24 protein-coding genes are annotated in these 25,277 nt (G+C 64.2%); 4 read left to right on the top strand and 20 right to left on the bottom strand.

Going from position 1 to position 25,277, the window contains the following annotated elements:
* Positions 1-6 precede the first annotated feature (6 nt).
* From AC0L20_RS27205 to AC0L20_RS27170, 8 genes are read right to left on the bottom strand one after another with little or no spacing between them, the layout of a single operon-like run.
* Positions 7-1,128, bottom strand: coding sequence for an NAD(P)/FAD-dependent oxidoreductase (locus AC0L20_RS27205; protein WP_473293810.1), 1,122 nt, complete (start codon positions 1,126-1,128; stop codon positions 7-9).
* Positions 1,125-2,543, bottom strand: coding sequence for an FAD/NAD(P)-dependent oxidoreductase (locus tag AC0L20_RS27200; protein ID WP_473293809.1), 1,419 nt, complete (start codon positions 2,541-2,543; stop codon positions 1,125-1,127). Before AC0L20_RS27200 ends, AC0L20_RS27205 begins: the two co-directional genes overlap by 4 nt.
* Positions 2,540-2,836 carry a (2Fe-2S)-binding protein gene (locus AC0L20_RS27195; RefSeq protein WP_473293808.1) on the bottom strand — a complete coding sequence of 99 codons (297 nt, stop codon included), beginning with the start codon at positions 2,834-2,836 and terminating at the stop codon, positions 2,540-2,542. Before AC0L20_RS27195 ends, AC0L20_RS27200 begins: the two co-directional genes overlap by 4 nt.
* 19 nt (positions 2,837-2,855) lie before the next feature.
* Positions 2,856-3,992 carry an NAD(P)/FAD-dependent oxidoreductase gene (locus AC0L20_RS27190; protein ID WP_473293807.1) on the bottom strand — a complete coding sequence of 379 codons (1,137 nt, stop codon included), beginning with the start codon at positions 3,990-3,992 and terminating at the stop codon, positions 2,856-2,858.
* Between the two features lie 8 nt (positions 3,993-4,000).
* Entirely contained in the window at positions 4,001-4,807 is an 807-nt protein-coding gene (locus AC0L20_RS27185) for an ABC transporter permease (protein WP_473293806.1), read from the bottom strand.
* The gene (locus AC0L20_RS27180) at positions 4,804-5,679 is read right to left on the bottom strand and encodes an ABC transporter permease (protein ID WP_473293805.1); all 876 of its coding nucleotides are present in this window, start codon (positions 5,677-5,679) and stop codon (positions 4,804-4,806) included. Before AC0L20_RS27180 ends, AC0L20_RS27185 begins: the two co-directional genes overlap by 4 nt.
* Entirely contained in the window at positions 5,676-6,710 is a 1,035-nt protein-coding gene (locus AC0L20_RS27175; RefSeq protein WP_473293879.1) for an ABC transporter ATP-binding protein, read from the bottom strand. The genes AC0L20_RS27180 and AC0L20_RS27175 overlap by 4 nt, the downstream gene beginning before the upstream one ends.
* Positions 6,711-6,733: 23 nt before the next feature.
* Entirely contained in the window at positions 6,734-7,768 is a 1,035-nt protein-coding gene (locus AC0L20_RS27170; RefSeq protein ID WP_473293804.1) for an ABC transporter substrate-binding protein, read from the bottom strand.
* Between the two features lie 271 nt (positions 7,769-8,039).
* Here AC0L20_RS27170 and AC0L20_RS27165 point away from each other — a divergent pair, with 271 nt between their 5' ends.
* Entirely contained in the window at positions 8,040-8,954 is a 915-nt protein-coding gene (locus tag AC0L20_RS27165) for a LysR substrate-binding domain-containing protein (RefSeq protein WP_473293803.1), read from the top strand.
* Here the strand turns inward: AC0L20_RS27165 and AC0L20_RS27160 are convergent.
* The 9 genes from AC0L20_RS27160 to AC0L20_RS27120 are packed head-to-tail and all read right to left on the bottom strand — an operon-like array spanning position 8,944 to position 17,711.
* Positions 8,944-10,317 carry an amidohydrolase family protein gene (locus tag AC0L20_RS27160; RefSeq protein WP_473293802.1) on the bottom strand — a complete coding sequence of 458 codons (1,374 nt, stop codon included), beginning with the start codon at positions 10,315-10,317 and terminating at the stop codon, positions 8,944-8,946. The two genes, AC0L20_RS27165 and AC0L20_RS27160, sit on opposite strands and share 11 nt — an antisense overlap.
* Positions 10,314-11,897, bottom strand: coding sequence for an ABC transporter substrate-binding protein (locus tag AC0L20_RS27155; protein ID WP_473293800.1), 1,584 nt, complete (start codon positions 11,895-11,897; stop codon positions 10,314-10,316). Before AC0L20_RS27155 ends, AC0L20_RS27160 begins: the two co-directional genes overlap by 4 nt.
* A gap of 22 nt (positions 11,898-11,919) precedes the next feature.
* A complete protein-coding gene (locus AC0L20_RS27150; protein WP_473293799.1) occupies positions 11,920-12,570 on the bottom strand; it encodes an aspartate/glutamate racemase family protein in 651 nt (216 codons plus the stop codon).
* Positions 12,571-12,578: 8 nt separating this feature from the next.
* Positions 12,579-13,463: a polysaccharide deacetylase family protein gene (locus AC0L20_RS27145; protein WP_473293798.1), complete on the bottom strand. Its 885-nt coding sequence runs from the start codon at positions 13,461-13,463 to the stop codon at positions 12,579-12,581.
* On the bottom strand, positions 13,450-14,265 hold the full coding sequence (locus tag AC0L20_RS27140) for an ABC transporter substrate-binding protein (protein ID WP_473293796.1): 816 nt from the start codon (positions 14,263-14,265) through the stop codon (positions 13,450-13,452). The genes AC0L20_RS27145 and AC0L20_RS27140 overlap by 14 nt, the downstream gene beginning before the upstream one ends.
* Positions 14,266-14,279: 14 nt before the next feature.
* Positions 14,280-15,044: an amino acid ABC transporter ATP-binding protein gene (locus AC0L20_RS27135; RefSeq protein WP_473293795.1), complete on the bottom strand. Its 765-nt coding sequence runs from the start codon at positions 15,042-15,044 to the stop codon at positions 14,280-14,282.
* The gene (locus AC0L20_RS27130; RefSeq protein ID WP_473293794.1) at positions 15,041-15,898 is read right to left on the bottom strand and encodes an amino acid ABC transporter permease; all 858 of its coding nucleotides are present in this window, start codon (positions 15,896-15,898) and stop codon (positions 15,041-15,043) included. Before AC0L20_RS27130 ends, AC0L20_RS27135 begins: the two co-directional genes overlap by 4 nt.
* Positions 15,895-16,719: an ABC transporter substrate-binding protein gene (locus AC0L20_RS27125; protein ID WP_473293793.1), complete on the bottom strand. Its 825-nt coding sequence runs from the start codon at positions 16,717-16,719 to the stop codon at positions 15,895-15,897. The genes AC0L20_RS27130 and AC0L20_RS27125 overlap by 4 nt, the downstream gene beginning before the upstream one ends.
* A gap of 35 nt (positions 16,720-16,754) precedes the next feature.
* Positions 16,755-17,711, bottom strand: a complete 957-nt coding sequence (locus AC0L20_RS27120) for an N-carbamoyl-D-amino-acid hydrolase (protein ID WP_007596405.1) — start codon at positions 17,709-17,711, stop codon at positions 16,755-16,757.
* Between the two features lie 151 nt (positions 17,712-17,862).
* Here AC0L20_RS27120 and AC0L20_RS27115 point away from each other — a divergent pair, with 151 nt between their 5' ends.
* Positions 17,863-18,795 (top strand): LysR family transcriptional regulator, encoded by a 933-nt coding sequence (locus AC0L20_RS27115; RefSeq protein WP_473293791.1) that lies wholly within the window; start codon positions 17,863-17,865, stop codon positions 18,793-18,795.
* 17 nt (positions 18,796-18,812) lie between these two features.
* Positions 18,813-19,526 carry a type 1 glutamine amidotransferase gene (locus AC0L20_RS27110; protein ID WP_473293790.1) on the top strand — a complete coding sequence of 238 codons (714 nt, stop codon included), beginning with the start codon at positions 18,813-18,815 and terminating at the stop codon, positions 19,524-19,526.
* Positions 19,527-19,734: 208 nt separating this feature from the next.
* Here AC0L20_RS27110 and AC0L20_RS27105 read toward each other — a convergent pair whose 3' ends face one another.
* Together AC0L20_RS27105 and AC0L20_RS27100 are read right to left on the bottom strand one after the other, a co-directional pair.
* Positions 19,735-20,202 carry a nuclear transport factor 2 family protein gene (locus AC0L20_RS27105; protein ID WP_473293789.1) on the bottom strand — a complete coding sequence of 156 codons (468 nt, stop codon included), beginning with the start codon at positions 20,200-20,202 and terminating at the stop codon, positions 19,735-19,737.
* A 77-nt stretch (positions 20,203-20,279) separates the two neighbouring features.
* Complete coding sequence (locus AC0L20_RS27100) at positions 20,280-20,684, bottom strand: YbgC/FadM family acyl-CoA thioesterase (RefSeq protein WP_473293788.1); 405 nt, start codon at positions 20,682-20,684, stop codon at positions 20,280-20,282.
* A gap of 1,215 nt (positions 20,685-21,899) precedes the next feature.
* On the opposite strand from AC0L20_RS27100, the gene AC0L20_RS27095 reads away from it, so the two are divergent.
* Entirely contained in the window at positions 21,900-22,634 is a 735-nt protein-coding gene (locus AC0L20_RS27095) for an outer membrane protein (RefSeq protein ID WP_473293878.1), read from the top strand.
* Positions 22,635-25,149: 2,515 nt separating this feature from the next.
* Here AC0L20_RS27095 and AC0L20_RS27090 read toward each other — a convergent pair.
* The coding region (locus tag AC0L20_RS27090; RefSeq protein WP_473293877.1) for an SbmA/BacA-like family transporter at positions 25,150-25,277 on the bottom strand (128 nt) is incomplete at its 5' end.

Below are 25,277 nucleotides of genomic sequence, written 5' to 3'. Positions count from 1 at the left end.
TTGTTGCTAGAGCGTGGGGGAATAGAAACGGTCGATACCGAGATCGCCGATGCGTGTCTGGGTGCCGCCGTTGACGATCAGCTCCGCCATGACGGCGCCCGCGCCGGGGCCGAGCTGGAAACCGTGCAGCGAGAAGCCGAACTGGTGATAGAGGCCCTTGTGCCGGCTGCTCGGTCCAAACACGGGCAGATCGTCCTTGGTCTTGGCCTCGATGCCGGCCCAGGCCCGCATGATCGTCGCGTCGCGCATAACCGGAAACAGTTCGAACACGGTGCGGGCGCTGGTCGCGAGGCTCTTCCAGTCCAGCACCGTCTCGTTGCGATCCTGATACGGCGTTGCCAGATGGCCGCCGCCGATCAGCACCGTGCCGTTCTTGAATTGCTTGAAGGACAGTTTGCGGCCGCGCAGGATCACGACGGGGTCGATGAAATGCGGCACGCGCGAGGTGATCATCAGCATCGGCGCTACGGTCTCGACCGGAACGGGCTCACCGAGCGCGGCAGCGATGGTCCCGGCCCAGGCGCCGGCGGCATTGACGAGCACCGGCGCGGCAAAGCTCTCGGCGCCGACATCGACGTGCCAGAGACCGTCGGTGTGCCGGATATTCGTGGCGGCAATACCCTCGCGCACGGTCGCGCCGAGTTGTTCCGCCTTGCGCCGGAACGCCGTCGTCGCCTGCGCGGGATTGGCCGCACCGTCGCGGCGCGAGACCACGCCGCCGGGACAGCTCTCGGCGACCGCAGGCACGAGGCGCCGCAGCTCTGCGGCATCGATCAGCTCTTCGTGGGTGAAGCCGAGCGCGTTGAGCTCGGCCACACGTGCGCGGCAGACCGCGAGTTCCTCTTCGTTCTCGGCGACAAGGACCTGGCCATAGCTCTCAAAGCTGCAATCGTCGTCGAGGAGATCGGTGATTTTCTCCCAGATTCCCATCGAGCGGATCGAAAGCGGGATTTCGGGGATGTGCCGCGCCAGCTGGCGCACGCCGCCTGCGTTGACGCCGGAGGCGTGCCGGCCGGCATAGTCCTTCTCGATCAGCACCGGCTTCAGGCCGGCGAGACACAGATGCAGCGCAGTCGAGCACCCGTGGATGCCGCCGCCGACGACGATCGCATCCACGTTTTTCGTCATCCGCGCACCACCGCCTTGATGTCGTCTTCGCTCTTCGGAACCGCGGCAAGCTCGGCGAGCGTGATCGGCTTGACCGGCGCGCGCAGCCGGTAATAGCCGATCTCCTGCGGGCTTTTTCCCCGGGCCTGCGCCATCAGCTCGGTGACGGTGAGGCCGCAGAGCCGGCCCTGGCACGGCCCCATGCCGGTGCGGCGATAGGCCTTGAGCTGGTTCGGCCCGGTCGCGCCGATCGCGACGGCGTCGAGAATATCCTTTGCCGTGACCTCCTCGCAGCGACAGACGATGGTGTCGCCCGCGGGAATGCGAAACTGCCGCGCCGGACGGAACAGCGTGTCGAGAAAAACGCGGCCACGTTCGGCCTTGGCGAGATCGGCGCGGAGGCTCGCCATCGGCGCAAGCTTTGTGGCAGCCGCAGGCGCCAACGCCTCCACTGCCGCGCGCGCCGCGATGCGGCCGCGCACCACGGCTGCGTTCGCACCGCCGATGCCGGCGCCGTCGCCGGCAATCGCAATGCCGGCGACCGAAGAATTGCCGCTGGCATCGAGCACCGGAGACCAGCACAATTGCAAATCATCCCAGCGATGCTCGATTCCGGCCGCCATCGCCAGATTGACGTTGGGCACAACGCCCTGGTGCAGCAGCAAGAGATCCGCAAGGACGGTCTCGCGCTTGCCGCCGGCGACATAGCTCACGCTCGCGAGCTGGCCGTCGCCAGAGGCCGCAAGCTCGCTGACGCCTGAGACGACCTGCACCTTCGCCTTCACCTCGCGCATCATCGACAGGCCCTTGGCGAAATAAGGCGAGGTCAGGAAGGCAAAGGCGTGGGGGAGAGCCGCGAAATAGTTTCCGCGCGCGGTGGTGTCGAGAATGCGATCGATGCGGCCGCCGAGACGCAAAATCTGCGCGGCGAGCAGCCAGAGCAGCGGCCCCTGCCCCGCGATCACTGTACGGCCATCCGGCACCAGGGCCGATGATTTCAACATCGTCTGCGCGGCGCCTGCGGTCATCACGCCCGGCAGCGTCCAGCCGGGAATCGGAAACGGCCGCTCCAGCGCGCCGGTCGCGAGGATCACGCGTCTGGCCTTGACGAAGGCGGACGCGCCGCCGACCGAGACGGCGATATCGAGGTTGCGGTCGAGGCTCCAGACGGTGGCACGGTGGATGACCTCGGCGTTGCCTGCGCGCAGCGCCTGCACGAGATCGGCGCCCGCCCAATAGTCAGCACCGAGCTGATCGCGGTCGATCACCGGCGTCGAGGCGATGGCACGAAACACCTGGCCTCCGGGACCGATATTCTCGTCAAGCAGCAACGTCGACAGGCCGGCTTCGGCGGACGTCGCGGCGGCGGCGAGGCCGGCAGGCCCGGCCCCGATTACCACGACGTCGTATTCCTGGCGCTTGGGAGCCACAGTCATTTCCCGATCTCCCGCTTGCCCTTCTGAATCTCGATCTGCATGCCCTCAGTGACCGGCACCAGGCAGCCCTGTCGGTTGCCGACGCCGTCGATGGTGACGAGGCAATCGAAGCACACACCCATCATGCAATAGGGCAGACGCGGCGCGCCGCTCACCGCGGTCGAACGGCGTGCATCGCAGCTCGAGGCCAGCAGTGCCGCGGAGACGGTGTCGCCCTGGCGCGCGGGGACGGCGACGCCGTCGACGAAGATTTGCACCGGCGGCCGTTTGTCCTGTTCGGATCGTTTGAACATCCTGGCTCCTTCAATATCCCTAGTAGCCGCTGTTGTTCGCAGCACCGGCGGCGCCAAAACGGCTGGCCGAGAACGCGCCGACCAGCTCCGGCTCGAGCGCGCCCTGCGCGACCATCCGCGCGATCTCGAACGCGTGGTTGGAGGCGAGCGTCACGCCGGAATGACAGCAGGCGACGAAGGCGCCGGGATGCGTCTCCGACTGGTCGTAGATCGGGAAGCCGTCCTGCGGCATGACGCGGATGCCGGCCCAGCTCCTGACCACGTTGAGCCGCGCGAGATGCGGAAACATGCGCTGGGCGCGATCGGTCATCACGGCGCTGATCGAATGCTTCATCGTGCGATCGTCGAGCTCGTCTTCCTTGCTGTCGCCGATCATCACCGTGCCCTCGTCGGTCTGACGGATCGTGGTCAGCGGATGCGGCAGGAACGGCATGGTGCGCTCGGTCACCACGATCTGACCACGGGTCGGGCCCATCGGGGCGTAGAGACCGACCATCGGCGCCAGCGTCTGGTTGGCATTGCCGGCGGCGAGCACGATCTTGGCGGCACGGAGCTCGCCCTGCGGCGTCGTCAGGCGGAATTCGCCGCCGCTCTGGCTGATCGCCGAGACCGGACGCTCCGGAAGATAGTCAATGCCGAATGCCTTGAAGCCGGTGTGGAACGCACGAAACGTGCGCAGCGAATTGACGTGACCGTCGAGTGGACAAAAGCTGCCGCCTGAGACTTCAGGCCCGATCAGCGGCAGCACCTTCTTGACCTCGGACGCCGGCAGCATCTCCATCTTGTAGTCGGCGGCGCCCGTCTGGTTGTGCATGCGCTTGACCAGCTCGGTGCGCTGGCCGAATTCGTCCTCGCCGAGCGTGAGATGAAAGCCGCCGTTCTGCTGAAGCGAGACGTCGAGGCCGGTCTGCTGCTTCAGCTCGGACGCGAGCCGGCTCCATGCCTGTGATGCCTGCACGGTCCACACGGTATAGGCCGGCATGCCCAAGCCCTTGCTCTGCACCCAGACCAGCGCAAAGTTGGCACGCGAGGCGCGCTTGGTGATGTCGCCTTCGTCGAGCACGGCGACGCGCTTGCCGAGCCGGCCAAGACCCCAGGCGATGGCGGAGCCGAGCAATCCGCCGCCGACGACGGCGACGTCGTAATCTGTTCGCATGGATTCTCCTATCGCCCCGTATCGCCCTTGCCGGCGAGCACGCGGTCGAGCCCGTAGAAGCGGTCGAGCAGAATGAGGGCGGTCATGGTGATCGCGATCACGCAGGCCGAGACCGACGTCACCAGCGGATCGATGTTGTCCTGGATGTACAGAAACATGCGCACCGGCAGTGTTTCGGTGCCGGGTGCCGCGAGGAAGACGGTCATGGTGAGATCGTCGAAGGACTGGATGAAGGCGAGCGCCCACCCACTGATGACGCCGGGCAGGATCAGCGGCAAGGTCACGCGGCGGAACAGCGTCCAGCCGCCGGCACCGAGCGAGACCGCCGCCATCTCGACCGAAAGGTCCATGCCGGTCGCCGCAGCCAGCGTCAGCCGCAGCGCGAACGGAAACACGATGATGACATGCGCGATGATCAGCGCGGCGAAGCTGCCGCCCAGGCCAGCCGACGTGAAGAAGCGCAGGAACGCGATGCCGAGCACGACATGCGGGATCATCAGCGGCGATAGGAACAGCGCGGCCAGCACATCTCGACCGCGGAACCGATAGCGCGCAATCGCCAGCGCCGCCGGTACCGCGAATAGTAGCGCGACGAACGACGACAGTGCGCCGAGGCCAAGGCTGACCCAGAAAGCATGGACGAATTCGGGATAGTTGGCGATCGCCCTGAACCAGCGCAACGAAAAGCCGTTGGTCGGCAGCGACAAGAAGCCTTCAGGCGTGAACGCGACGAGGCAGACGACGAGGATTGGCGCCACCATGACGATGACGAAGATGGTGTGGAAGATCAGCGCCAGCGGGCCATTCCGGCTCATCGGAACACCTCCGCGTAACGGCGCTCGATCAGTGCGTTGCTGCCGACGACGATCAAGACCAGCGCGGCCAGCAGCAGCGTGGCGACCGCCGCACCCAGCGGCCAGTTCAGCGTGTTGAGGAATTCGTCATAGGCGAGCGTCGCCGCGACCTTGAGCCGACGGCCGCCGATGATCGCGGGCGTCGCGAACGCGCTGGCCGAGAGCGAGAACACGATGATCGCCCCCGACAGCACGCCCGGCATGATCTGCGGCATGATGATGCGGCGGATGATGGTCACGGGGCCGGCGCCGAGCGACATCGCGGCATTCTCGATCTGCGGATCGAGACGCTGCAGCGCCGCCCACACCGATAGCACCATGAACGGCATCATCACGTGCGCAAGCGCAACCACCATGCCGGTTTCGGTGAACATGAAGGGGATAGCGGCCCGGATCAGCCCGGCCGACATCAGCAGTTTGTTGACGAGGCCGTTGTTGCCGCCGAACAGCAGCGCCCAGCCGAGCGTCCGCGCCACCACGGAAATCAGCAGCGGCCCCAGGATAACCAGCAGGAAAACGCTCTTCCAGCGTCCGCCCATGCGGTTGAGGATGTAGGCTTCGGGCGCACCGAGAACAGCCGTGAGCAGCGTGGTCAGGATCGCGATGCGAAACGTCCTCCCGAACATTTCGGCATAGTAGGGATCGGTCGCAATCTCTCGCCAGTTCTTGAGGATGAAAACCGGCTCGATGCCCTTGTACTGGCCCCAATCGTGGAACGACAGCATCACGGTCATTGCCAGCGGAATCAGGAGCACGCCGACGAACAGCATCAAAGCGGGCGCGGTCAGCGCCCAAGGCGTGCGTACGTTTCGTTCCTCGGCGGAAGCGCTCATGCGACGCCCCTCACGCCCATGTCCTCGGGCCGCCAGGTGAGGTGAACGGCCTCGCCTTCGACCGGCTGCGATCGGCCGTCATTCTGGCGGATTACGGTCGCCGGGCCACATTCGCTCTCGCACTGGAACAGCCAGTGATTGCCTTGGAAGATGCGCGTGACGATCTTTGCGCTGAGGCCTGCGTCGCCAAAGTCGATCCGCTCGGGGCGAATGCTGATGGTGACGGGACCGCTGCGCCCGGCAGGCGCAGGCGCGCTCCACGAGCCGGCGATCAATCGTGCCGGCACACTCGTCCGATCGATCGTCGCGGCAAAGTCGTTGGTCTTGCCCAAAAACTGCGAGACGAAGGCCGAGGCCGGCTTCTCATAGGTCTCCTGCGGCGTGCCGATCTGCTCGATTCGGCCCTGGCTCATCACCACGATACGGTCGGACAGCGACATCGCCTCGTTCTGGTCGTGAGTGACGAGGATCGTGGTGGTGCCGATGGTGCGCTGGATCTGGCGCAGCTCGATCTGCATCTCCTCGCGCAGCTTGGCGTCGAGATTGGATAGCGGCTCGTCGAGCAGCAATACGCTCGGCCTGATCACCAGCGCGCGCGCCAGCGCCACGCGCTGCTGCTGGCCGCCGGACATGCGGCGCGGATGGCGATCCTCGTAGCCGGCAAGCCCGACCATCGCGAGCGCGGCGCGGACGCGCTCGGTCCGTTCGCCGCGCGGCACATTGCGCATCTCGAGGCCGAAGGCGACATTCTCGGCCGCGGTCATGTGCGGAAACAGCGCGTAGCTCTGGAACACGATCCCGAGCCCGCGTTTGGCCGGATGGATCGCGGTCAGGTCCTTGCCTTCCAGCCGGATCGCGCCGCGGCTGGGATCGAGGAAGCCCGCGATCATCTGCAGGGTCGTGGTCTTGCCGCAGCCGGAGGGACCGAGGAAGGAGACAAACTCCCCCTTCCCCACCGCGAGACTGAAGTCGTCGACGACAGTCTGCGCTCCGAATTGCTTGGCGACCCCTTCGAGCTCGAGATAGGCCATCATACTGTCTCCGGTATGACCGATCAGCGCTCGACCTCGCGATTCCAGCGCTTGGTCCATTCCTCGCGCTTGTCGTTGATGACGGTCCAGTCCGGATTATAGAGCTTTGCCGCACGCTCGCCGATCGGCGCCATCTTGCCGAGCTCGGGCGGGATCACCAGCGATTTCAGCACCGGGCCGTAGCCGTAGTCCTTCAGCATCACGAGCTGGATCTTGGGTTCGAGCAGCATCTTGACGAAGCTGGACGCAAGCGGCGAGGCGTTCGGCTTGGTGATCGGACAGGCGGTGGTCAGCAGCGTCGCGGCGCCTTCCTTCGGGTAGACGAAGTCGACGGGGAAACCGGTATTGGCAAAGCTCTGCACGCGCCCCGTGCCCCACACGGCGATCACAGCCTGGCCGGACTGAAACAGCTCCGTCATCTTGCCCGGCGACGGCTCATAGGCGAGCACGTTCGGATTGATCTGCTCCTTGAAGATCTTGAAGCCGGAATCGACGTTGGTTTCGCCGCCGCCGTTCATCTTCGACAGCATCACCAGCGCTTCGAGGCCATAGGTGTTGTTGATCGGCGGGATCACGAGCTGCTTGGCGTATTTCGTGTCCTTCAAATCGTTCCAGGAGGTCGGCGGCGCCCAGCCCTTCTCCGCAAACACCTTGGTGTTGTACATCAGGCCGGTCGCGACGATGCCGATGGCGACCGCACGATCGTCCTTGAAGCGCGCGGTGTCGTAGAGATCGGTCGGCAAGCCATCGAGCTTGCCGCAGAAGCCGAGTTGGATCGCCTGGTACATCGGGCCGTCGTCAACGATGGCGACGTCGATCTGCTGGTTGCCCTTCTGCGCCTGCAGCTTTGCCAGCGTGTCGGTGGAGTTGCCGGCGACGTATTCGACCTTGACGCCGTTCTGCTTCTCGAAAGCCGGGATCACCTCGTCACGAATGGTCTTCTCGAACGAGCCGCCATAGCCGGCGACATAGAGCGTTTTCTGCTGGGCCGAGGCCACCGACGGGGCGGCAATGAGCGCCGCGATGCTGACCGCTGTCAGAAGGCGAAAAGTCTTCATGTGGTCCGATCTCCATACCGGGATGAGGTGACGTGCCGACGAGTCTCGTTGGCTGAACCTTCCGCATTTCCTTCCGCGCAAATCCCTCCGCGACAGGGCTCCGGCCCCTGCGCGGCTGGTTTTGGCGCGATCCGGAGGTTCGAGCCCCTCCGATCTGCCGAAAAAGCGGGCCGTCTCCAGCTCTGATGAAAAAGATCGCAAACTCCGGCTTCCATCGTCCAATGAATAATGGCAGCTTCTGCATGCCTAAATGTTATGAATGGAATTCGGGATGGCGCGGATCAATTCGCGGCAGGTGGAAGCCTTCCGGGCGACGATGCTGACCGGAAGCGTGACGGAGGCGGCGGCGCTGATGAAAGTGACGCAGCCCGCGGTCAGCCGGTTGCTGCGCGACCTCCAGGCGCTGTTGAAGATGGAGCTGTTCGAACGGCGCGGCACCGGGCTGGTGCCGACCGCCGCAGCGATGGCGCTCTATACCGAAGTGGAGCGCTCCTTCGTCGGCCTCGAACGCATCACCGCGGCAGCCGAGGAAATCCGCGGCCGCCGCACCGGCTCGCTGCGGATCGCGGCACTTCCAGCATTGTCGAATGGCTATTTGCCGCGACTCACCGGGCACTTCCTGAAGGAGCGGCCGAACCTCAACCTCGCTTTCTTCGGTGTGATCTCGCCGATCGTGGTCGACTGGGTGCTGAACAACCAGTGCGACGTCGGCTTTGCCGAGGTGCCGATCGCGCATTCGGGCTTGCCGAGCCAGAAGCTGCCGGCGCCCGCACGTGTGGCTGTACTGCCCACCGGTCACCGCCTCGCGGAAAAAGAAGTGCTGGAGCCCCGCGATTTCGAGGGCGAGACTTTCATCTCGCTGTCGGCGGGCTCGTCGAGCCGCCATCTCATCGACCAGGTCTTCCATCGCCACGATGTCCGCCGCGTGCTGCGGGTGGAGACCACGCTATCGGAGATCATGTGCGGCATGGTGTCGTCAGGACTTGGCGTCGCGATCTGCGATCCCTTCACCGCGCAGGAATTTTCCACCCGCGGCGTCATCGTGCGCCGCTTCCTGCCGCGCATCGACTTCGAATTCTCGGCGGTCTTTCCGGCGCAGCGCAGCCCCTCGCCGGTGGCGTTGGATCTGGTCGAGACCATGCGCAAGTCGCTCGCCGAATTCGACGAGGCAACCCTCAGCCGTTGAACGCGGCCTGCGCCTCCGGCAGGTCCCAGATCTTGCCGATCGCAGCAGTCCCCGCCGCTGTGATCGCCGCCTCGTCAGCGCCGAGATAGCGGCCGGCATCGATGAGCATGCGGCCGTCGACCATGACCTGATCGATATTGGCGCGATTGGCGAGCGCGATCAGCGCGCGGCGTGGGTCGAACAGCGGCTGAAGATGCGGATGGGTGAGATCGACGATGGTGAGGTCGGCGGTCGCGCCCGGCTCGATGCGGCCGAGGTCGGGCCGCTTGATGACATCGGCGGCGATTGCCGTGTTCGCCTCGATCAATTCGGGCGCGTTCGCGACATCGGCGCGCGCTGAGGTGACCTTGGAGATCAGCGACGCCGCATTGAGCTCGCCGAGCAGGTCCATGTTGTAGCCGTCGGTGCCGACCACGGTGCGAACGCCGTGCTCCGCGAACCGGCTGAACGCGGCGGTGACGCCGGCGCGCGCGAACACGCGCGGGCAGTTGAGAACCGTCATGCCACGCGCGGCCATCAGCTTGAGATCGTCGTCGGTGCTGAACATGCAGTGCGCCGCCATCAGGTCGGGCCCCAGCAGGCCGAGCCAGTCGAGGTATTGCGCCGGCGTGCGGCCGCCATAGCGCTTGCCGATGGTTTCGACCTCGGCGCGGCTCTGCGCCATATGCGTCGTGATGGGCACCCCAAGCTCGCGCGCCCGCGCGGCGCAGGCTTTCAAGAGATCCGGGCCGCAAGTGTCCGTCGCATGCGGGCTCATCGCAAGGCCGATGCGACCGTCGCCGCGATTGTTCCAGCGCTGGTAGAGTGCATCCCAGGTCGCCATGTCGGCAGTGCCGTCATCGCCCGCATAATGGACCACGCCGTCGGGGCCGGCCTTGGCGTCCGACGTCGAGAACAGATAGGGCGCGCCGTAGAAGCGGATGCCCATCTCCTCGGCGGCGTCGAACATTTCCGGGATTGAATTGCGGAACGGCTCCATCACCGTGGTGGCGCCGCCCTTCAGGAGTTGGAGGATGCCGAGCCGCGCGACCGCCATGCGCTCTTCCGCCGACAAGATATCTGCACCGCGCTTGGTCAGCGGCAAGAGCACCGTGTAGACGATGCTCTGGTTGTTGCGGCGGCCGTTGCCGTCCTCGGTGTGGCTACGCGCAACCGCTTCCGAGAAGCAGTGATTATGCAGGTTCAACAGGCCCGGGAGAACGAAACGGCCGGGACGGTCATGCACCTCGTCCGCCCGCGGCTTGTCGCGCGTGACCGCGGCGATTGTCTTGCCTTCGACCAAGACCCAATGGTCGCGCAACACGTTCTGCGCGCCCTCCTTGCGTGACAGCACATAGCTGCCAAAGATTGCGATCGTGCTCATGCGGGGCGTACGTTCCAGAAGACGGCGGTGCCGTCGAGAATGCCGGTGATGGCTTTGCGATAGGCGGTCGGCTGCTTGTACAGGCCGATCGGAATATAGGGGATTTCCTGGAAAGCCACCGCCTGGATCTCACGGCAGATGCGCTGCTGCTCCGCGAGCTCGGAGGCCGCGAGCCATTGGCTGCGCAGACCGGCCATCTTCTCGCTCGCATACCAGCCGGCGACCTTGCCCTCGCCACGGATGTTGGTGTTGCCGGCCGGATTGAGCCAGTCGATGCCCTGCCAATTGCCGACCGCCGCGCTCCAGCCACCCTGCCCGATCGGATCTTTCTTGAGCTGGCGCTGCAACACCACCGCGAAATCGAGCCCGGCATATTCGACGTTCATGCCGGCCTTGCGCAAGGAATCGACGGCGATCTCACCGAGCGGCTTTTGCGCCAGTGAGTTGGTGGGGACGAGCACCACAATCTTCTCGCCATTATAGCCGGCGGCCCTGAGATCGGCCTTCACCTTGGCGTAGTCACGCGGGCCCCGGAACACGTCGAGGCCGACCTCGCTCGCCATCGGCGTATTCGGCGCGAAATAGCCGATCGGGGAGACCTGGAAGTTCGGATCGGTCCCGGCCACCGCGGTCATGAAGGCGGATTGATCGATCGCCCCCAACAGCGCGCGGCGGACGGCAGGGTTGTCGAACGGCGGCTGAAGATGATTGAGGCGCAGCATGCAGGCGTAACCGCGGGGATCGAGGATGCGCGTCTCGATGTCGCCGGCCGCCTTGATGATCGGCAGCAGGTCATGCGGCGTGGTCTCCTGCCAGTCCTGCTCGCCGGTCTGCAGCGCGGCGACGCCGGTGCCGGCATCGGGCGTGGTGGTCCAGACCACCCGATCGTAATGCACGATCTTCGGACCCGCCGTCCAATCCGGCTTGCCGTCGCTGCGCGGCTGGTAGCGCTCGAATTTGGCGTAGGCGTTGCGCGCACCCTGCACGCGCTCGTCGGCGAGATAGCGGAACGGCCCGCTGCCGATCACTTCGGTCAGCGGCTTGAACGGATCCTGGCTCGCCAGCCGCTCCGGCATCATGAAGCACGCGTTGATCGCGGCCTTGCCGAGCGCCTGCGGCAACAGCGGGAACGGACGCTTGAGGCGGAAGCGGATGGTGCGGTCGTCAGTGGCCGACAGCTCGTCCGTCGCCTCCATCAGCTCACCGCCAAAGCCGTCGCGCGCGGCCCAGCGGCGGATGCTCGCGACGCAGTCGCGGGCAAGCACGCGCTCGCCGTCGTGCCAGAACAGGCCGTCGCGCAAGCTGAGGTCCCATTGCAGTCCGTCGCCGGAGACGACATGGCCCGACAGCATCTGCGGCGAGACCTGGAGCGAAGAGCTGATGCCATAGAGCGTGTCGTAGACCATGAAGCCATGGTTTCGCGACACCTGCGCCGTGGAATAGATCGGGTCGACGAAGGCGAGGTCGATCACGGGAATGAAGCGCAGCGTGGTCTGGGATTCGGCGCGCAGGATACCCGGGAATGACAGCGCCGGCACAGCGGCTGCGGCCTTGAGGAGCGAACGGCGAGAGACGGGCATTGCAAGAGGCTCCTGAAGGATCTTACGTGTTCAGCAAGACGGCGCCGATCGCAGCGGCCGCCGCCTGTTGCGCCGGCTCGACCACGGGCACACCGATGGCATCCGCAATCGCCGCGCGATGCGAGGCCATGCCGGCGCAGCCCATCACCACGACGTCGGCGCGGCATTGCGCAACCAGCGCGCGGCCGGCTTCGATCAACCGTCCCCGGATATCCGCGCCTGCCGTCTCGGCCGCGCTCGCACCGACCGACCAGCTTCCGGCATAGCGGCTATCGACACCCATCAGCCGCACCATCCGCTGCTGGCGGCGAATGCTCGACGGCGACAGCGCGATGATGCCAAAACGTTCGCCCAGCATCAGCGCGCGAAAAATGCCGCACTCGGCAATCCCCATCACCGGGCGCCCGCCGGCCGCCTCGCGCACCGCATGCAGGCCGGGGTCACTGAAGCAGGCGAGCACGAAGGCATCCGCATCGTCGCGCGACACACGGTTGACCAGCGGCATCACAACGCTGTCGGCGTCGCGTTGTGAGCTGATGCCGGGCGGCCCCTCGGCAAGGCCGACGACCTCGATCTCGGGTCCGCCGGCGATGCGCAGGGACGCGACGGCGTCATCGATCGCCGCCGTCACCGATGCGGAGGAGTTGGGGTTGATGACGAGGATGCGGGTCATGGCGTGGCTCAACTTTTCCCGGCTTCGTGGCGCAGGAAGTTTTCCGCGATCTTCTCGCCGGTCGTGATCCAGACATCCGGGCACGACTTTGCGTAAGTCAGAAACTCACGCAGCAGGCGCAGCCGCATCGGACGGCCGCTGCATTGCGGATGCAGCACCGTCGTCACCATCGCGCCCCAGTCTCTGGTTTCGTCGAGCTCGTCCTTCCAGATCGAAAGCACATGCTCCTTGGGGAAAATCGAGCGCGGACTGAAGCGCGCGGACAGGCCGTGCATCCAGTCGTCATAGCTTGCAGTCACCGGCAGCTCGATCGTGCCGGGCTTGCCGTCGGCGAGACGATGGCGATAGGGCCGAACGTCGTCGCGGAACGATGAGGTGTAGACGATGCCGTGACGCACCAGCGCCACCCGCAGCTCCTCGGTGAACTCGCCGTAAGGCGCGCGATAGCCGGTCGGCCTGACGCCGAGCCGGCGCTTGAGCGCCTCAAAACCGCGATCGAGCTCCTCCTCGATCCAGGGATCGCCGGGATCGGGAAGGAGATGGTGATAGCCGTGGTGGCCGATCTCGTGACCAGCTTTGAGAATGGATTCGGCCATCGCCGGATGCGCGTCGACCGACCATCCCGTGACGAAGAAGGTCGCCTTGAGATCGAGCTGGTCGAGCAGCTCCAGGAGTTTCGGCGTGCCGACGCGCGCCTCATAGCCGCCATAGCTCATGGTGATGAGCCGCTGCGCATGCACCGCGTCCTTGCTGGTCCAGGCGCTCTCCGCGTCCACGTCGAACGACAGGAACATCGCGGAATTGTACGGCTTCGGCCAGGGGTATTCCGGCGCAGGATCCGCGGTGTTGGCTGGGGTGAGCGGAATGCTCTGGAGTGCCTTACTGTCCAGCATTGATGGTCGCCTTTTCGAGTGCGTTGTCGGTCAGTTTCCACTTGGCGAGCAGCGTGCGGTAGGTGCCGTCCGCGATCAGCGCATCGACCGCCTCTAGCATGGCTTGCTGCAGCGCCTTTTCCTTGACCGGCAGAGCAATGCCGGTGAATTGCTGCGCGATGGGCTCGCCCACAGTCGCATAGGTGCCGGGCTCGAGGTCCATGATGTAGGGCAGCGTCTCGTTGCCCTGGGCGGCGGCATCGATGCGGCCCTGCCTGAGCTGGGTGCGGGCGTCGGCCGAGCCGTCGGTCCCGACGAACTGGATCGGGTTGGTGCCGCAATTCTTCTCGCTCCAGGCCGCGATCTGCGCCGGGAACATGGTGCGGCGGCTGGCGCCGACCTTCTTGCCACAGAGCGCGGCTGTGTCCTTGAACTCCGCCTTGCGCGACTGCTGCACGAAGAACTGCGGACCGCTGCGCAAATAATCGACGAAGGACGCGATCTCGTGCCGGCTGGCATAGTCCGTGAAGCCGGACAGGATGGCGTCCACCCGCCCGGTCGAGATCGACGGCATGAACTCGGCAAAGCTGGTCTCCTGCCAGTCGATCTTGACGCCGAGCTTGCGGCCGATGGCCTCGCCGAGATCGATGTCGAAGCCGGACAACGCGTTGGTGGCGGGATCTCGGAACTCCATCGGCGGATAATTCGGCACCAGCGCGACCTTGATGCTGCCGCGCTTGGCGATCTCCGCCGGCAGCTCGACTGCCATGACCGGAGCGCTCATGGCGCCAACGAGTGCCGCCGTAACCAGAAGTCTCTTCATCGATACGCCCCCATTCAGATCACTGCCGAAAGAAATGCCTTGGTGCGCTCCTCGCGCGGCGTGCCTAAGACGTCCGAGGCGCTGCCCTGCTCGATGATCGCGCCCTGGTCCATGTAGACGACGCGGTCGGCGACCTCGCGCGCGAAGCCGAGTTCGTGCGTCACGACCATCATGGTCATGCCGCTCCGCGCCAGCTCCTTCATGACCGCCAAGACCTCGCCGACGAGCTCGGGATCGAGCGCGCTGGTCGGCTCGTCGAACAGCATCAGCATCGGCTTCATGGCAAGCGCGCGGGCAATCGCGACGCGCTGTTGCTGGCCGCCGGAGAGCTGGGCGGGATACGAGTCCGCTTTGGCGGACAATCCGACGCGCCGCAGCAGCTCGATCGCCTCCGCACGCACCTCGTCGGATTTTCGGCCCTGAACCTGGAGCGGACCTTCTATGATGTTTTCGAGCGCGGTCTTGTGCGGAAACAAATTGAAGCGCTGGAACACCATGCCGGTCTTCAACCGCTGCCGCCCGATTTCGCGCTCGCTGAGCCGATGCAGCCGGCCGCCCTGCTCGCGCACGCCCAGGAGCTCGCCGTCGAGCCAGATTCCGCCGCTGTCGATCGTGGCGAGCTGGTTGATGCAACGGAGCAGCGTCGTCTTGCCCGAGCCGGAGGCGCCGATCAGGCACATCACCTCGCCGGGCCGGATGTCGAGCGAGACATTCTTGAGAGCCTGAAACTCGCCAAAACTCTTGCTGACGGAGCGGATCGCGACGAGAGGCTTTGTCATCGCGCGAGCCGCAATGTGCCGCGCGCAAAACGGCGTTCGAGCAGCATCTGGAGCGGCGTCAGGACCGAGACGACGAGCAGGTACCAGAGCCCGGCGACGATCAGGAGCTCGATCACGCGCGAATTGGCGTAGTAGATGTTCTCGGCGTTGTGCAGCAGTTCCGGATACTGGATGACGCTGGCGAGCGAGGTCGCCTTCACCATGCCGATGAACTCGTTGCCGAGCGGCGGGATCACCACCCGCATCGCCTGCGGCAGGACGATCCGGCGCAGCGCACGCAAGCGTCCCATGCCGATCGCCTGCGCCGCCTCATATTGCCCGATATCGACCGACAGCATGCCGGCGCGCATCACTTCCGACGTATAGGCGCCCTGGTTGATGCCGAGCCCGAGCAGCGCGGCGAGGAACGGCGTCATGACGTCGACGGCGCGCGCGCTCCACAGGCCGGGAATGCCGATGGTCGGAAACACCAGCGCGAGATTGAACCACAGCAGCAGTTGCAGGATCAGCGGCGTGCCGCGGAACAACCAGGTATAGCCGGCGGCGACGGTCTTCAGCACCGGGTTGGGCGACAGCCGCATGATCGCGATGACGACGCCGAGGAAGATGCCAAGCGCCATCGCCAGCACCGCCATCACCATGGTGTTGACGATGCCCTCGAGAATGACCTTTGCGGTCAGGAAGCGGCTGACATAGGACCATTCGATCTGGCCAGCCGCAAACGCACGCACGATCAATCCGAGCACAAGAACGATCAGCGCGGCGCTGAGCCAGCGAAACCAGTGCGGCTCGCGCGCGATCCGCATTCCCGACAGATCGGGAAAACCCTCCGCGAGTGCCGGTACCGTCTTCATTGCGGCGCCACGTTCAGCATGGGCTGGGCGACCGCATTGGCGCCGAGACCCCATTTGTCGAGGACAGCCTTGTAGGAACCGTCGGCGATCATCGCCGCGAGCTTCTCCGTCACCACCTCGCGAAGCACCGCATCGTCCTTGCGGAACATGATGCCCTGATATCCTTTGGCAAAGGGTTCGCCGATCACGCGGTATTTGCCGGCTTCCTGCGTCTGCGCATAAGGCAGCGTCTCGCTGCCCTGCACGGCGGCGTCGATGCGGCCCTGCTTGAGCTGGTTGCGAACGTCGATCGAGTTCTCGCCCGGCACGTACTGGATCGCCGGCTTGCCGGCCGCCTCGCAATTCTGCTTGCTCCACTTCTCGATCTCGACCGGGAAGCTCGTGCTGCGGGTGGTCCCGACCTTTTTGCCGCAGAGATCGGTCGCAGCCTTGGCTTCGTTCTCCGCCATCACGAAGAACTGGGGGCCGGTCCCGAGATAATCGACGAAATCCGCTGTCTCGCGCCGCGAGGCGCGATCGGAGATGCCGGAGATGATGAAATCGGCGCGCTTGGTTTGAAGCGACGGGATCAATTCGGCGAACGGCGTCTCGCTCCAGACGATCTTCACGCCGAGGCGCTTTGCGAGCTCGTTCGCGAGATCGACGTCGAGCCCGACGAGCTCATTGGTTGCGGGATCGCGATATTCCATCGGCGCGTATGTCGAGTTGACCGTGAGCTTCAACGCGCCCGCCTGCTTGATCTCAGCCGGAAGCTCTGCCGCCTGCGCGGACGTCGCGGCCGCCACCGCTGCGATGCCGAGGAAATACGAGAGGCGCGTCATATCGGCTCCTTTGCCAACGTTGTTGGAACGTCCTGTCAGTCTGCGTCGAGAACCGCGGGTTCGATCACGCCGGCGCGTTCGGTGATCACCCTGTATTGCTCCGGCCGCCGGTGTGCGGCGAAGTTGAACATCTTGTCCTTGCCCTGGCGGCAGAGGTCGAGATCGATGTCGGCGACGATCACCTCGTCAGTCAGCGTTGCGGCCTGCGCGACGATGCGGCCATTGGGATCGACGATGCAGGAGCCGCCGATCAGCCCGGAGCCGTCCTCCTCGCCCGCCTTCGCCACAGAGATCGCCCAGGTCGCGTTCATGTAGGCGTTGGCCTGCGTCACCAGCGTGGAGTGGAAGGTGCGCAAGGAGGCGTCTTCCGTGCTGCCGCCATTGGGATCATAGGCTGCCGAATTGTAGCCGATGCAGACGAGCTCGACGCCCTGCAGGCCAAGCACGCGCCAGGATTCCGGCCAGCGGCGATCGTTGCAGATCATCATGCCCATGATGGCGTGGGCCCATGCCGATCCGGAGCGGAAGGCCGGAAAGCCGAGGTCGCCATATTCGAAATAGCGCTTCTCGAGCTGCTGGTAGCGCGCACCTTGTCGCGGCTCGACCGAGCCCGGCAGGTGCACCTTGCGATAGCGGCCAAGCAGCTCGCCGTCGCGATCGACCAGGATGGCGCAATTGTAGCGGCGTCCATCCGGCGTCAGCTCGGCATAGCCGACATAGAAGCCGACGCGCAGCGCACGCGCACGGTCGAACAAAGCGGCGACGTTCGGGTTCGGCATGCCGCGTTCGAAATAATGGTCGAGCGCCTCGCCTTCGAGCAGCCAACGCGGAAAGAATGTGGTGAAGGCAAGCTCGGGAAACACCACGAGGCTGGCGCCGCGGCCGGCCGCCTCCTCCAGCAGCGCAAGCATCCGCGACAGCGTATGCTCGCGCGTATCGGCTTTTTGCGTCGGCCCCATCTGTGCGGCGGCGGCGCGAAGGACACGAACCAAGATTGCCTCCAATCTGTGCGCAGTGGCGCCTCAATGGGCGAATGAACCCTTTGATGCCACGTGCAAATCCGCTGCCATTACGCGGAAGCGGGGCTGCAAAATCAATTCGTTCTGCTATGATGTTTTGGCCCAGAGTATAATCGGCAGTGATATGAACCTGCGCCAGCTCGAGATTCTCCGCGCCGTCATCCGCCACCGCACCACGGTTGCGGCCGCCGACGAACTGGCGTTGTCGCAGCCCGCCGTCAGCAACGCGCTGAAGACGATGGAGGCGCAGGCGGGTTTTGCGCTGTTCGAACGCGTCAACAACCGGCTGTTTCCCACCACGGAAGCGATGGCGCTCTACAAGGAGAGCGAGGCGATCTTCGCGCTGCACGCAAAGCTCGAGAACCGTGTGCGCGATCTGCGCGAGAACCGCTCCGGGCATCTCGCGCTGGTCGCGACGCCGCCGCTCGCCTACAGCATCATCCCCTCGGCGCTGTCGGGCTTCCTACGCCGCCGCCCGGAGACACGGGTGTTCTTCGACGTGCGGCGCTACGAGGGGATCATCGAAGGCGTGCTCAACCGCGTCGCAGAGCTCGGCTTCGCGCTCGGGCTGACACATCATCCAGGCATCGCCCATGAGGTGGTGCACACCGGCGAGATGGTGTGCGTGCTGCCGCCGCAGCACCCGCTCGCCGACCGGCCGGTGATCTCGGCCGCGGACCTGTCCGGCCTGCCCTTCATCGGGCTCGAGCGCGGCACACGGCTCGGTGAAGCCGTGCGCGATAGTTTCGCCCGTGCCGGCGCGCCGTTCCAGCCGACCGTCGAGGTGCGCTACTGCAACACGGCCTGCGTGCTCGCCGCCGCCGGCGTCGGCGCCGCGGTGGTCGATCCCTTCTCGCCGCGGCAGAACGGCGGGACCGGCCTCGTCGTGCGGCCGTTCGCGCCGACGACGCACGCGGTGGCCTATATGCTATGGTCGGAAGCCGAGCCGCTGTCGCGCCTGGCCAAGGCGTTTCTCAACGAGGTCCGCAAAGAGAGTGCGCTGCTGGAGCGCACAGCGCCACACCAGCAACATGGGGCAGGAAGCGACAAGGCTTGACCTTTACCGGAGGGCACATGGCACGCATCACCATCATCGAGACCGGGCAGGTTCCACAAAAATATCGCGAGCGCCACGGTTCGTTCCCGGACATGTTCGAGCGCATGGTCCGCGCCGAGGATCCGACAGCCACGGTCGACATCGTCAGCATCCCGAACGGCGATGCGCTGCCCGATCCGCGCAGTTTGGAGGCGGTGCTGATCACCGGCGCGGCTGCCGGCGTCTATGACGGGCTCGACTGGATCGCGTCGCTGGAAGATTTCGTGCGCGCGGCCTACGCCAACAGGACACCGATGGTCGGCATCTGCTTCGGTCATCAGCTGATCGCGCAGGCGCTCGGCGGCACCGTGCGCAAATCGGAGAAGGGCTGGGGCATCGGCCGGCACGTCTATCAGGTGCTGCCGGACAACGGCGTCGTCGACGGCGGAGCGGTCGCCATCGCCTGCTCGCATCAGGACCAGGTGATTGAGCCGCCGAACGATGCGCTGACGATCCTCTCCTCGGACTTCACCCCGCATGCCGGCCTGCTCTACGCCAACGGCGCGACGCTGTCGGTGCAACCCCATCCGGAATTCGACGTAGAGTTTGCGCAAGTGTGCTGCGAGCTGCGCGACGGCAAAGCGCCGGACGCGGTCGTTGCCTCGGCGAGGGAGTCGCTGGCGGAGCCGATGGACCACGCCAGGCTCGGACGGGCGATTACGAGATTTCTGGCAAGGCGTGCGTCACTGTAGTCCGCAGCTCTCGCCACGCAGACTCTTCCCTTCTCCCCTTGTGGGAGAAGGTGGCGCGAAGCGCCGGATGAGGGGTCTCTATCCGCGGATTCAATCGCGAGAGGTGCTCGCTGAGAGAGACCCCTCACCCGTCTCGCCGCTTCGCGGCGAGCCACCCTCTCCCACAAGGGGAGAGGGGAAGAAAGCGACAAGCTCGTCTTGATAGGCCTCAGAACGGATCCGTCCCCAACCCCGCCACGTCCGCCGGCCTCGGTCCCGGCGCCGACCAGTGAAACCGCCGATCCTTCTCCGCAATGACCACGTCGTTGATCGACGCCTCGCGGCGCCGCATCAGGCCGTGCTCGTCGAACTCCCACTGCTCGTTGCCGTAGGAGCGATACCACTGGCCGCTCGCATCGTGCCATTCGTACTGGAAGCGCACGGCGATGCGGTTTTCGTCGAACGCCCAGAGGTCCTTGATCAGGCGATAGTCGTGCTCCTTCTCCCATTTGCGGGTGAGGAATGCGACGATGGCGTCACGCCCTTGAAAAACCTCGGAGCGATTGCGCCAGCGGCTGTCCTCGGTATAGGCGAGCGAGACGCGCACCGGGTCGCGTGAATTCCAGGCATCCTCGGCCATGCGGGCCTTTTGCGCTGCGGTCTCACGGGTAAAGGGCGGAAGCGGCGGGCGCGACATGGGGGCCTCATCGGTTGGCGGGAGTGCAATCTATCGCCGCCCACGGGGGAGTCGAGAGGCCGTCCGCTATCGCCCGATCACGAAATCAGATCAGCCTTCATCAAGGCGCGGATCGATTTCGGGATCGGCTGGGCGCGGCCGCCGCTGATGAAAGCGACGCGCACCTCGGCTTTTACCAGCACGACTTCACCGCGTCGCACCTCCTGCGCCAGCATGATGGAGGCGCCCTTCACCGCGACCGGCCAGGTCACGACATCGAGCACATCGTCCATCCGGGCAGGCTTGAGGAAATCGAGATGCATCGAGCGCACCACGAAGGCGAAGCTTGCGTCTTCCGTCTCGGCCTGCTCGAACAATGCCTGCTGCTCGGCGCCCATCAGCCGCAGATGATTGGTCCGTCCGCGCTCCATGAAGCGCAAATAGTTGGCGTGATAGACGATGCCGGAAAACTCTGGTTTGACGATATCGCAACAGAATACCAACTTCTTGATTTCGTTGGGGCGCTGGAGGGCGATAGCGTGAACAAGCGCAGATTTTTCTACGTCCCTTTCATGGCGAGCCGCAGCGCCTTCGGGATCAGCTTCAGTGTTCACCTAGCTCGCCTCGAGAGAAATGTCACCCCGGCCGCGAGCATAGCGGCCCGAAGGGGCATGCGGGACGAGTGCAGCGACAACACCGGTGTTTGAGCGGTACGCGGGAACGGGGCCGTGATAACGCTCGCCACAGGCGAGCCCGTTTTCCGAGTGCCCCCGGCGAGGAGCACTTTATGGCTTGCGCGAGGCATCGTGATCCGAAGGGCCGAGACAGCATGGCTCGGCAAGCTGGCTCATAGAGCCCCGTCCGCGGAGCGGACGCGCCCCCAACCTAATTAGACCCGTACTTGTGCCATGGGCGAAACCGCGGCACTTATGAGCCTGATTTCGGGAGATCCTATCGCGGACCTCACACCACTGACCCACATTAAGAACGTGTGCGGTTATTTGCGTGAGAGTTTCCGGGTTCGTTGCTCCGTCGGTGCCGCCCCTGACCGAAAGCCCAACCGATCGCTCCTGCATTGACGGTTGCGTCCGCGGAGCCGGAGCAGGACTGGCGTGTATCGTACTCCGTCAACCCAGCTCCATGGCCTGGCCGGAATAGTCGACGAACAGCTTCTCGCCGGCGACATGGACCTGGGGACAGGATGGGCTTGAGGGGGCCGGCCCATTGCTTGTAGCGTTCGCATAGCTGAAGCAGTCGGAGTTAGGCAAAAGACCAAGGTAGCTGGGTTGCAGACTGTCAGCGGTGCGCGCCTCCTGGTTACCCCCGATCGCAATCGCTGAAATAGCGATCACGATCGGCTGGAAACGGTGATCACGATGCTCTGGAATGGGCGATCACGATGGCTTGGACTTCGTGATCACGAACGGCTGGAACACGCACTTACCGGGCGCCCCGTCGACCTACCACGCTACTACGTCGCGACGTGGAGCGATGCCGTCAAGCTGTCGGGTGCGCAAGAGGCAGGACACCGCGCTGATCTACGCTCGCAAGCGAAGGGGCATGTCAAGGAGTTGGAGATATCTGCAACGCCGCAACCTGACGCGGCGTTTGATTCACGCATTTCTTCCAGCGCCAATGTTGCGATGCAGTTACAGCAATTTGCGTGCACGTTGTTAAGACGCAGCCGGCTCGGGGGCACTCAAGACATGGGAATAGAAATGAAGAACTTGTTGCTTATGACAGTCAGTACGGTGGCGCTTGCTGCGGTGGCCCCCGCATTCAGTGCTGATCTGCCTGCGCAACCCATCAGGCCTCTCTACACCACGGCTCCAGGACCTGTCGCGGCTGCAATCTACGATTGGAGTGCTTACTATTTCGGCGTGAACGGTGGTCTGAGCTCAGGCGAGAGTTGTTGGGAGTACCTTGGCAGCACGCCCGAGGGCTGTCATCATCCGACAGGCGGTAGCGTGGGCCTCCAGATCGGCTATCGATGGCAGATGGGCCAGATCGTGCTGGGTGTTGAGGGCCAGGGCAACTGGGCTGATTTGACCGGGTCCAATCACAGCATCGCGTTTTCCGATACTACCAACCAGACTAAGATTGACGCGTTCGGTCTCATGACGGGGCAGATTGGTTATGCCTTCGGGAACAACGTACTTTACGGCAAAGGCGGCGCCGCAGTCATGAGCAACATCCATCAGATCAGCTCGACCGTGGCAGGAGCCAGTAGGAAAAGTGACGTTCTTTGGGGCGGTGTGTTGGGGGTCGGATTCGAGCACGGCCTCGCACCGAACTGGACGGTGGGCTTCGAGTACGACCACCTGTTCTTCCAGCCCCGCACGGCGAAATTCAGCGGGAACATTGGTGGGGCCGATCGCATCCGCGAGGGTCTCGACCTTATCACGGTACGGGTCAACTATAAGTTTGGCGGTCCGATTCTCCTGAAATATTGATCCGTACTTGTGTCGATGGCCCCGGCCTAGCCGGGGCCATTCGAAGGAAAGCATGGCCCGCTCAGAGCCCGGCCATTCAGGCAATTCCGACGTGAGATTCAAGCGCGCGATCCCGGCCCTTCGCCTTTCGCTGGCCTGCGATCCCTCCTTCTCCGGACGGCAAGCTCGGCAGCACTTGGCGGGGAACCGCCGGCTCAGCGCTGGAGCACATTCGACACCGAAAGTCGGCCGTAATCGTGGACAGGGTAGTCGCAAGGGCGACGAGCTCGGAACCTGCGTCGATCCCGCGGGAATGATACTGCTTAGCTTGCGGCTGCCGCCTTGCCAGGGTAAGCGGCGCATCGCCGTCGCAATCGAGGCAGACGAGATCGTCGAACACAGCTGCCTCCGCTGAGGCGGCACGGCAAGATCCGCCTGCAAGCGTTGAGGACATAATAGATCGGCTCATCCGCGTCTGTCGCGAACCCGGACGATAGGCAGCTCGGCTTTCCAGCATCTCACCGGCCCGTCCGATCTTTCGGATCACTCGGCCTCGCCTGCTTCGGCTACGAGCGGCAACCGAGCAGGCGAGCACCTGCCCTCCGACATCGCCGACATCGCGCGCCAAGCGCCGTTGCGGACCGAGGAGAAATCATCTGTGCCGCGGGCGGGGCGCAATGACGTCAGTGAAAGCCGCGGACACGGGCGACTCCATGATGAAGCAAGGCGGCATCCACAGCAGGACTGACCCGAGTTTCTCCGGCCAGGACGCCATAACCCTCGCGCTCAGATGGCATCGCTGCCGGGCGCAAGCTCCATGGCCGGGCAGAACTCTAGTCTCGCGTCGCCTTGCAACCCGCCGAAACCCAGTCGGTCAGCCACGCCGGAGCGCGGGGAATAGGTTTGGAGTTCATTCTCGGTCCTTCACCTCGAAGGGGGTTCTGCAGTTCGCACCCGTAGCAACCACAACAGGATTCCTGCAGACTCCGTAGCGCGAGACGCGTCAAGACAGTTGGATCCAAGTGGCCTTTTGCGGCCAGAGCTAATACCTTTTCGGCGAGGCACGCCTTCAACGAAGACGTCCGGTTTGCTTCGGGCACCATCCCGATCGCATCGTCCAGAACACCTCGCAACAAAGCGCATAGTTTGGTTTTCGGTGTCATGGCGCTAATCCAAAAACAACGGAGATCTGCCCGACCTCGGCTCCGGCCCGCCTGGCCGGTGGCCCCCGGAAAGCCGTGCGGAATAAACCTTCTTCGCTCCAGGGAGCGGGAGGAGTAAGGGAGACGGCCGAGCCTACAAGTACAAGAGCTAGGTTTCGGTAATGTGACAGTTCGTGCTCCGCTCATTCTGGATGCATGACGGCTTAAGAAAGCATCCTGCGGATAGGTCCTTTGGTTTTCAAGTCGACGCTTGCTGACGCTATCAACAAAAGTTCGTAAAGCATTTGGTGAGGATCGCCGAGCCGTGAATTGGGCAGCCTTAGTGGATTGCTTGTTCCGATCGCGCCAATTCCAGCTTAGGAGCTCGTCGCGCCTTTTGAGCCGGATGTGCGGCGCGGTTGCTATAGTCGGCGAGCCACGCTTGTGAATCCACGCTGCTCAATCTGGCGGTCATGTTCACGGCCAGAGCTCCGGCTCGGCGGAAACGGATTGGTCCGCAGGCTCAGAGTTGTCAAATCCCGGTTCTGGTAGTTGAAACACGACGCAACATCATCTTGAACTCTTCTGGCACGGTTCACAGTTGAGCTTACGGTGATAAGAATTTCTCTTCGAGATCATTTCGGCGTGCTCCGGCCAGCCCAGCTTGTCGCCGTCCAGGATCGCTGGTTCGAGTGGCTCGATATTCGCACCGAAACTTTCGCCCAGCTGCGCGATCCAGTGACGCTAGAACGAGCTTGGGTGCCACTGGGCTCGATTACCGTTCCGCCAGAACCAGAATGGACACCAACACATCCGGCGGTCACAAGGGCTCGCCGTCCCACGTAATGCCTACCCCTGTTTAGCACCGTATTCCATGGAGGCGGATCAAGTTTGAAACATCCCGCATGGTCGTTCTGGCTAGTCAGTCAGTGTCCGGTGCCATGTGTGACACAATTATGATTGCTCGCGGGACAACACCGTTGAGGCGTGTCTGACTCACACTGTCGAACTTACGACACGCTGGTACTTATTTGTAGAGCTAGGCGGTGTGGACTCTGAGAACCCATTTCCAGGAGCAAATCAGATTCATGGCTGTTTTCTCGGAGCAAGTCTTCGGTGTCATGAACCCGCTGGCTCGACTGCAGGTCGAACGCGACGCGGCTGCTTTGTAGCTTACCCGCCGCGGCTGTAATGGCCCCTACAGCCATCCGCCGCCCCTTTGCCTCAGTCCGCGCGCTGCAACAGCGCGCTAGCCGTCATCCACAACAACACGTCACGGGGGTTCCGATATGCAGTTTCTAAGTTTCTCCACGCCGAGCGCCATTCTCTCAAGTAGCAGCGTTGCGACCGATTGACGCGGAACGGAAGGTCAGGTGTCCGTCAACTCCCTACAGCTATAGGAATCTTGTGGCTGGCTTCCTTATCTCGATCGACGGCAGTGGCCCACCGTGGATCTTTGCCTCAAAGCTCCGCAGCCGCTGATAGATCGAGATCAGTTCGACGATCGTGCTCCAGGAGTTGA

This window comes from Bradyrhizobium sp. Kon58, assembly GCF_055807455.1.
This window is presented reverse-complemented; position numbering and strand designations above follow the sequence as displayed.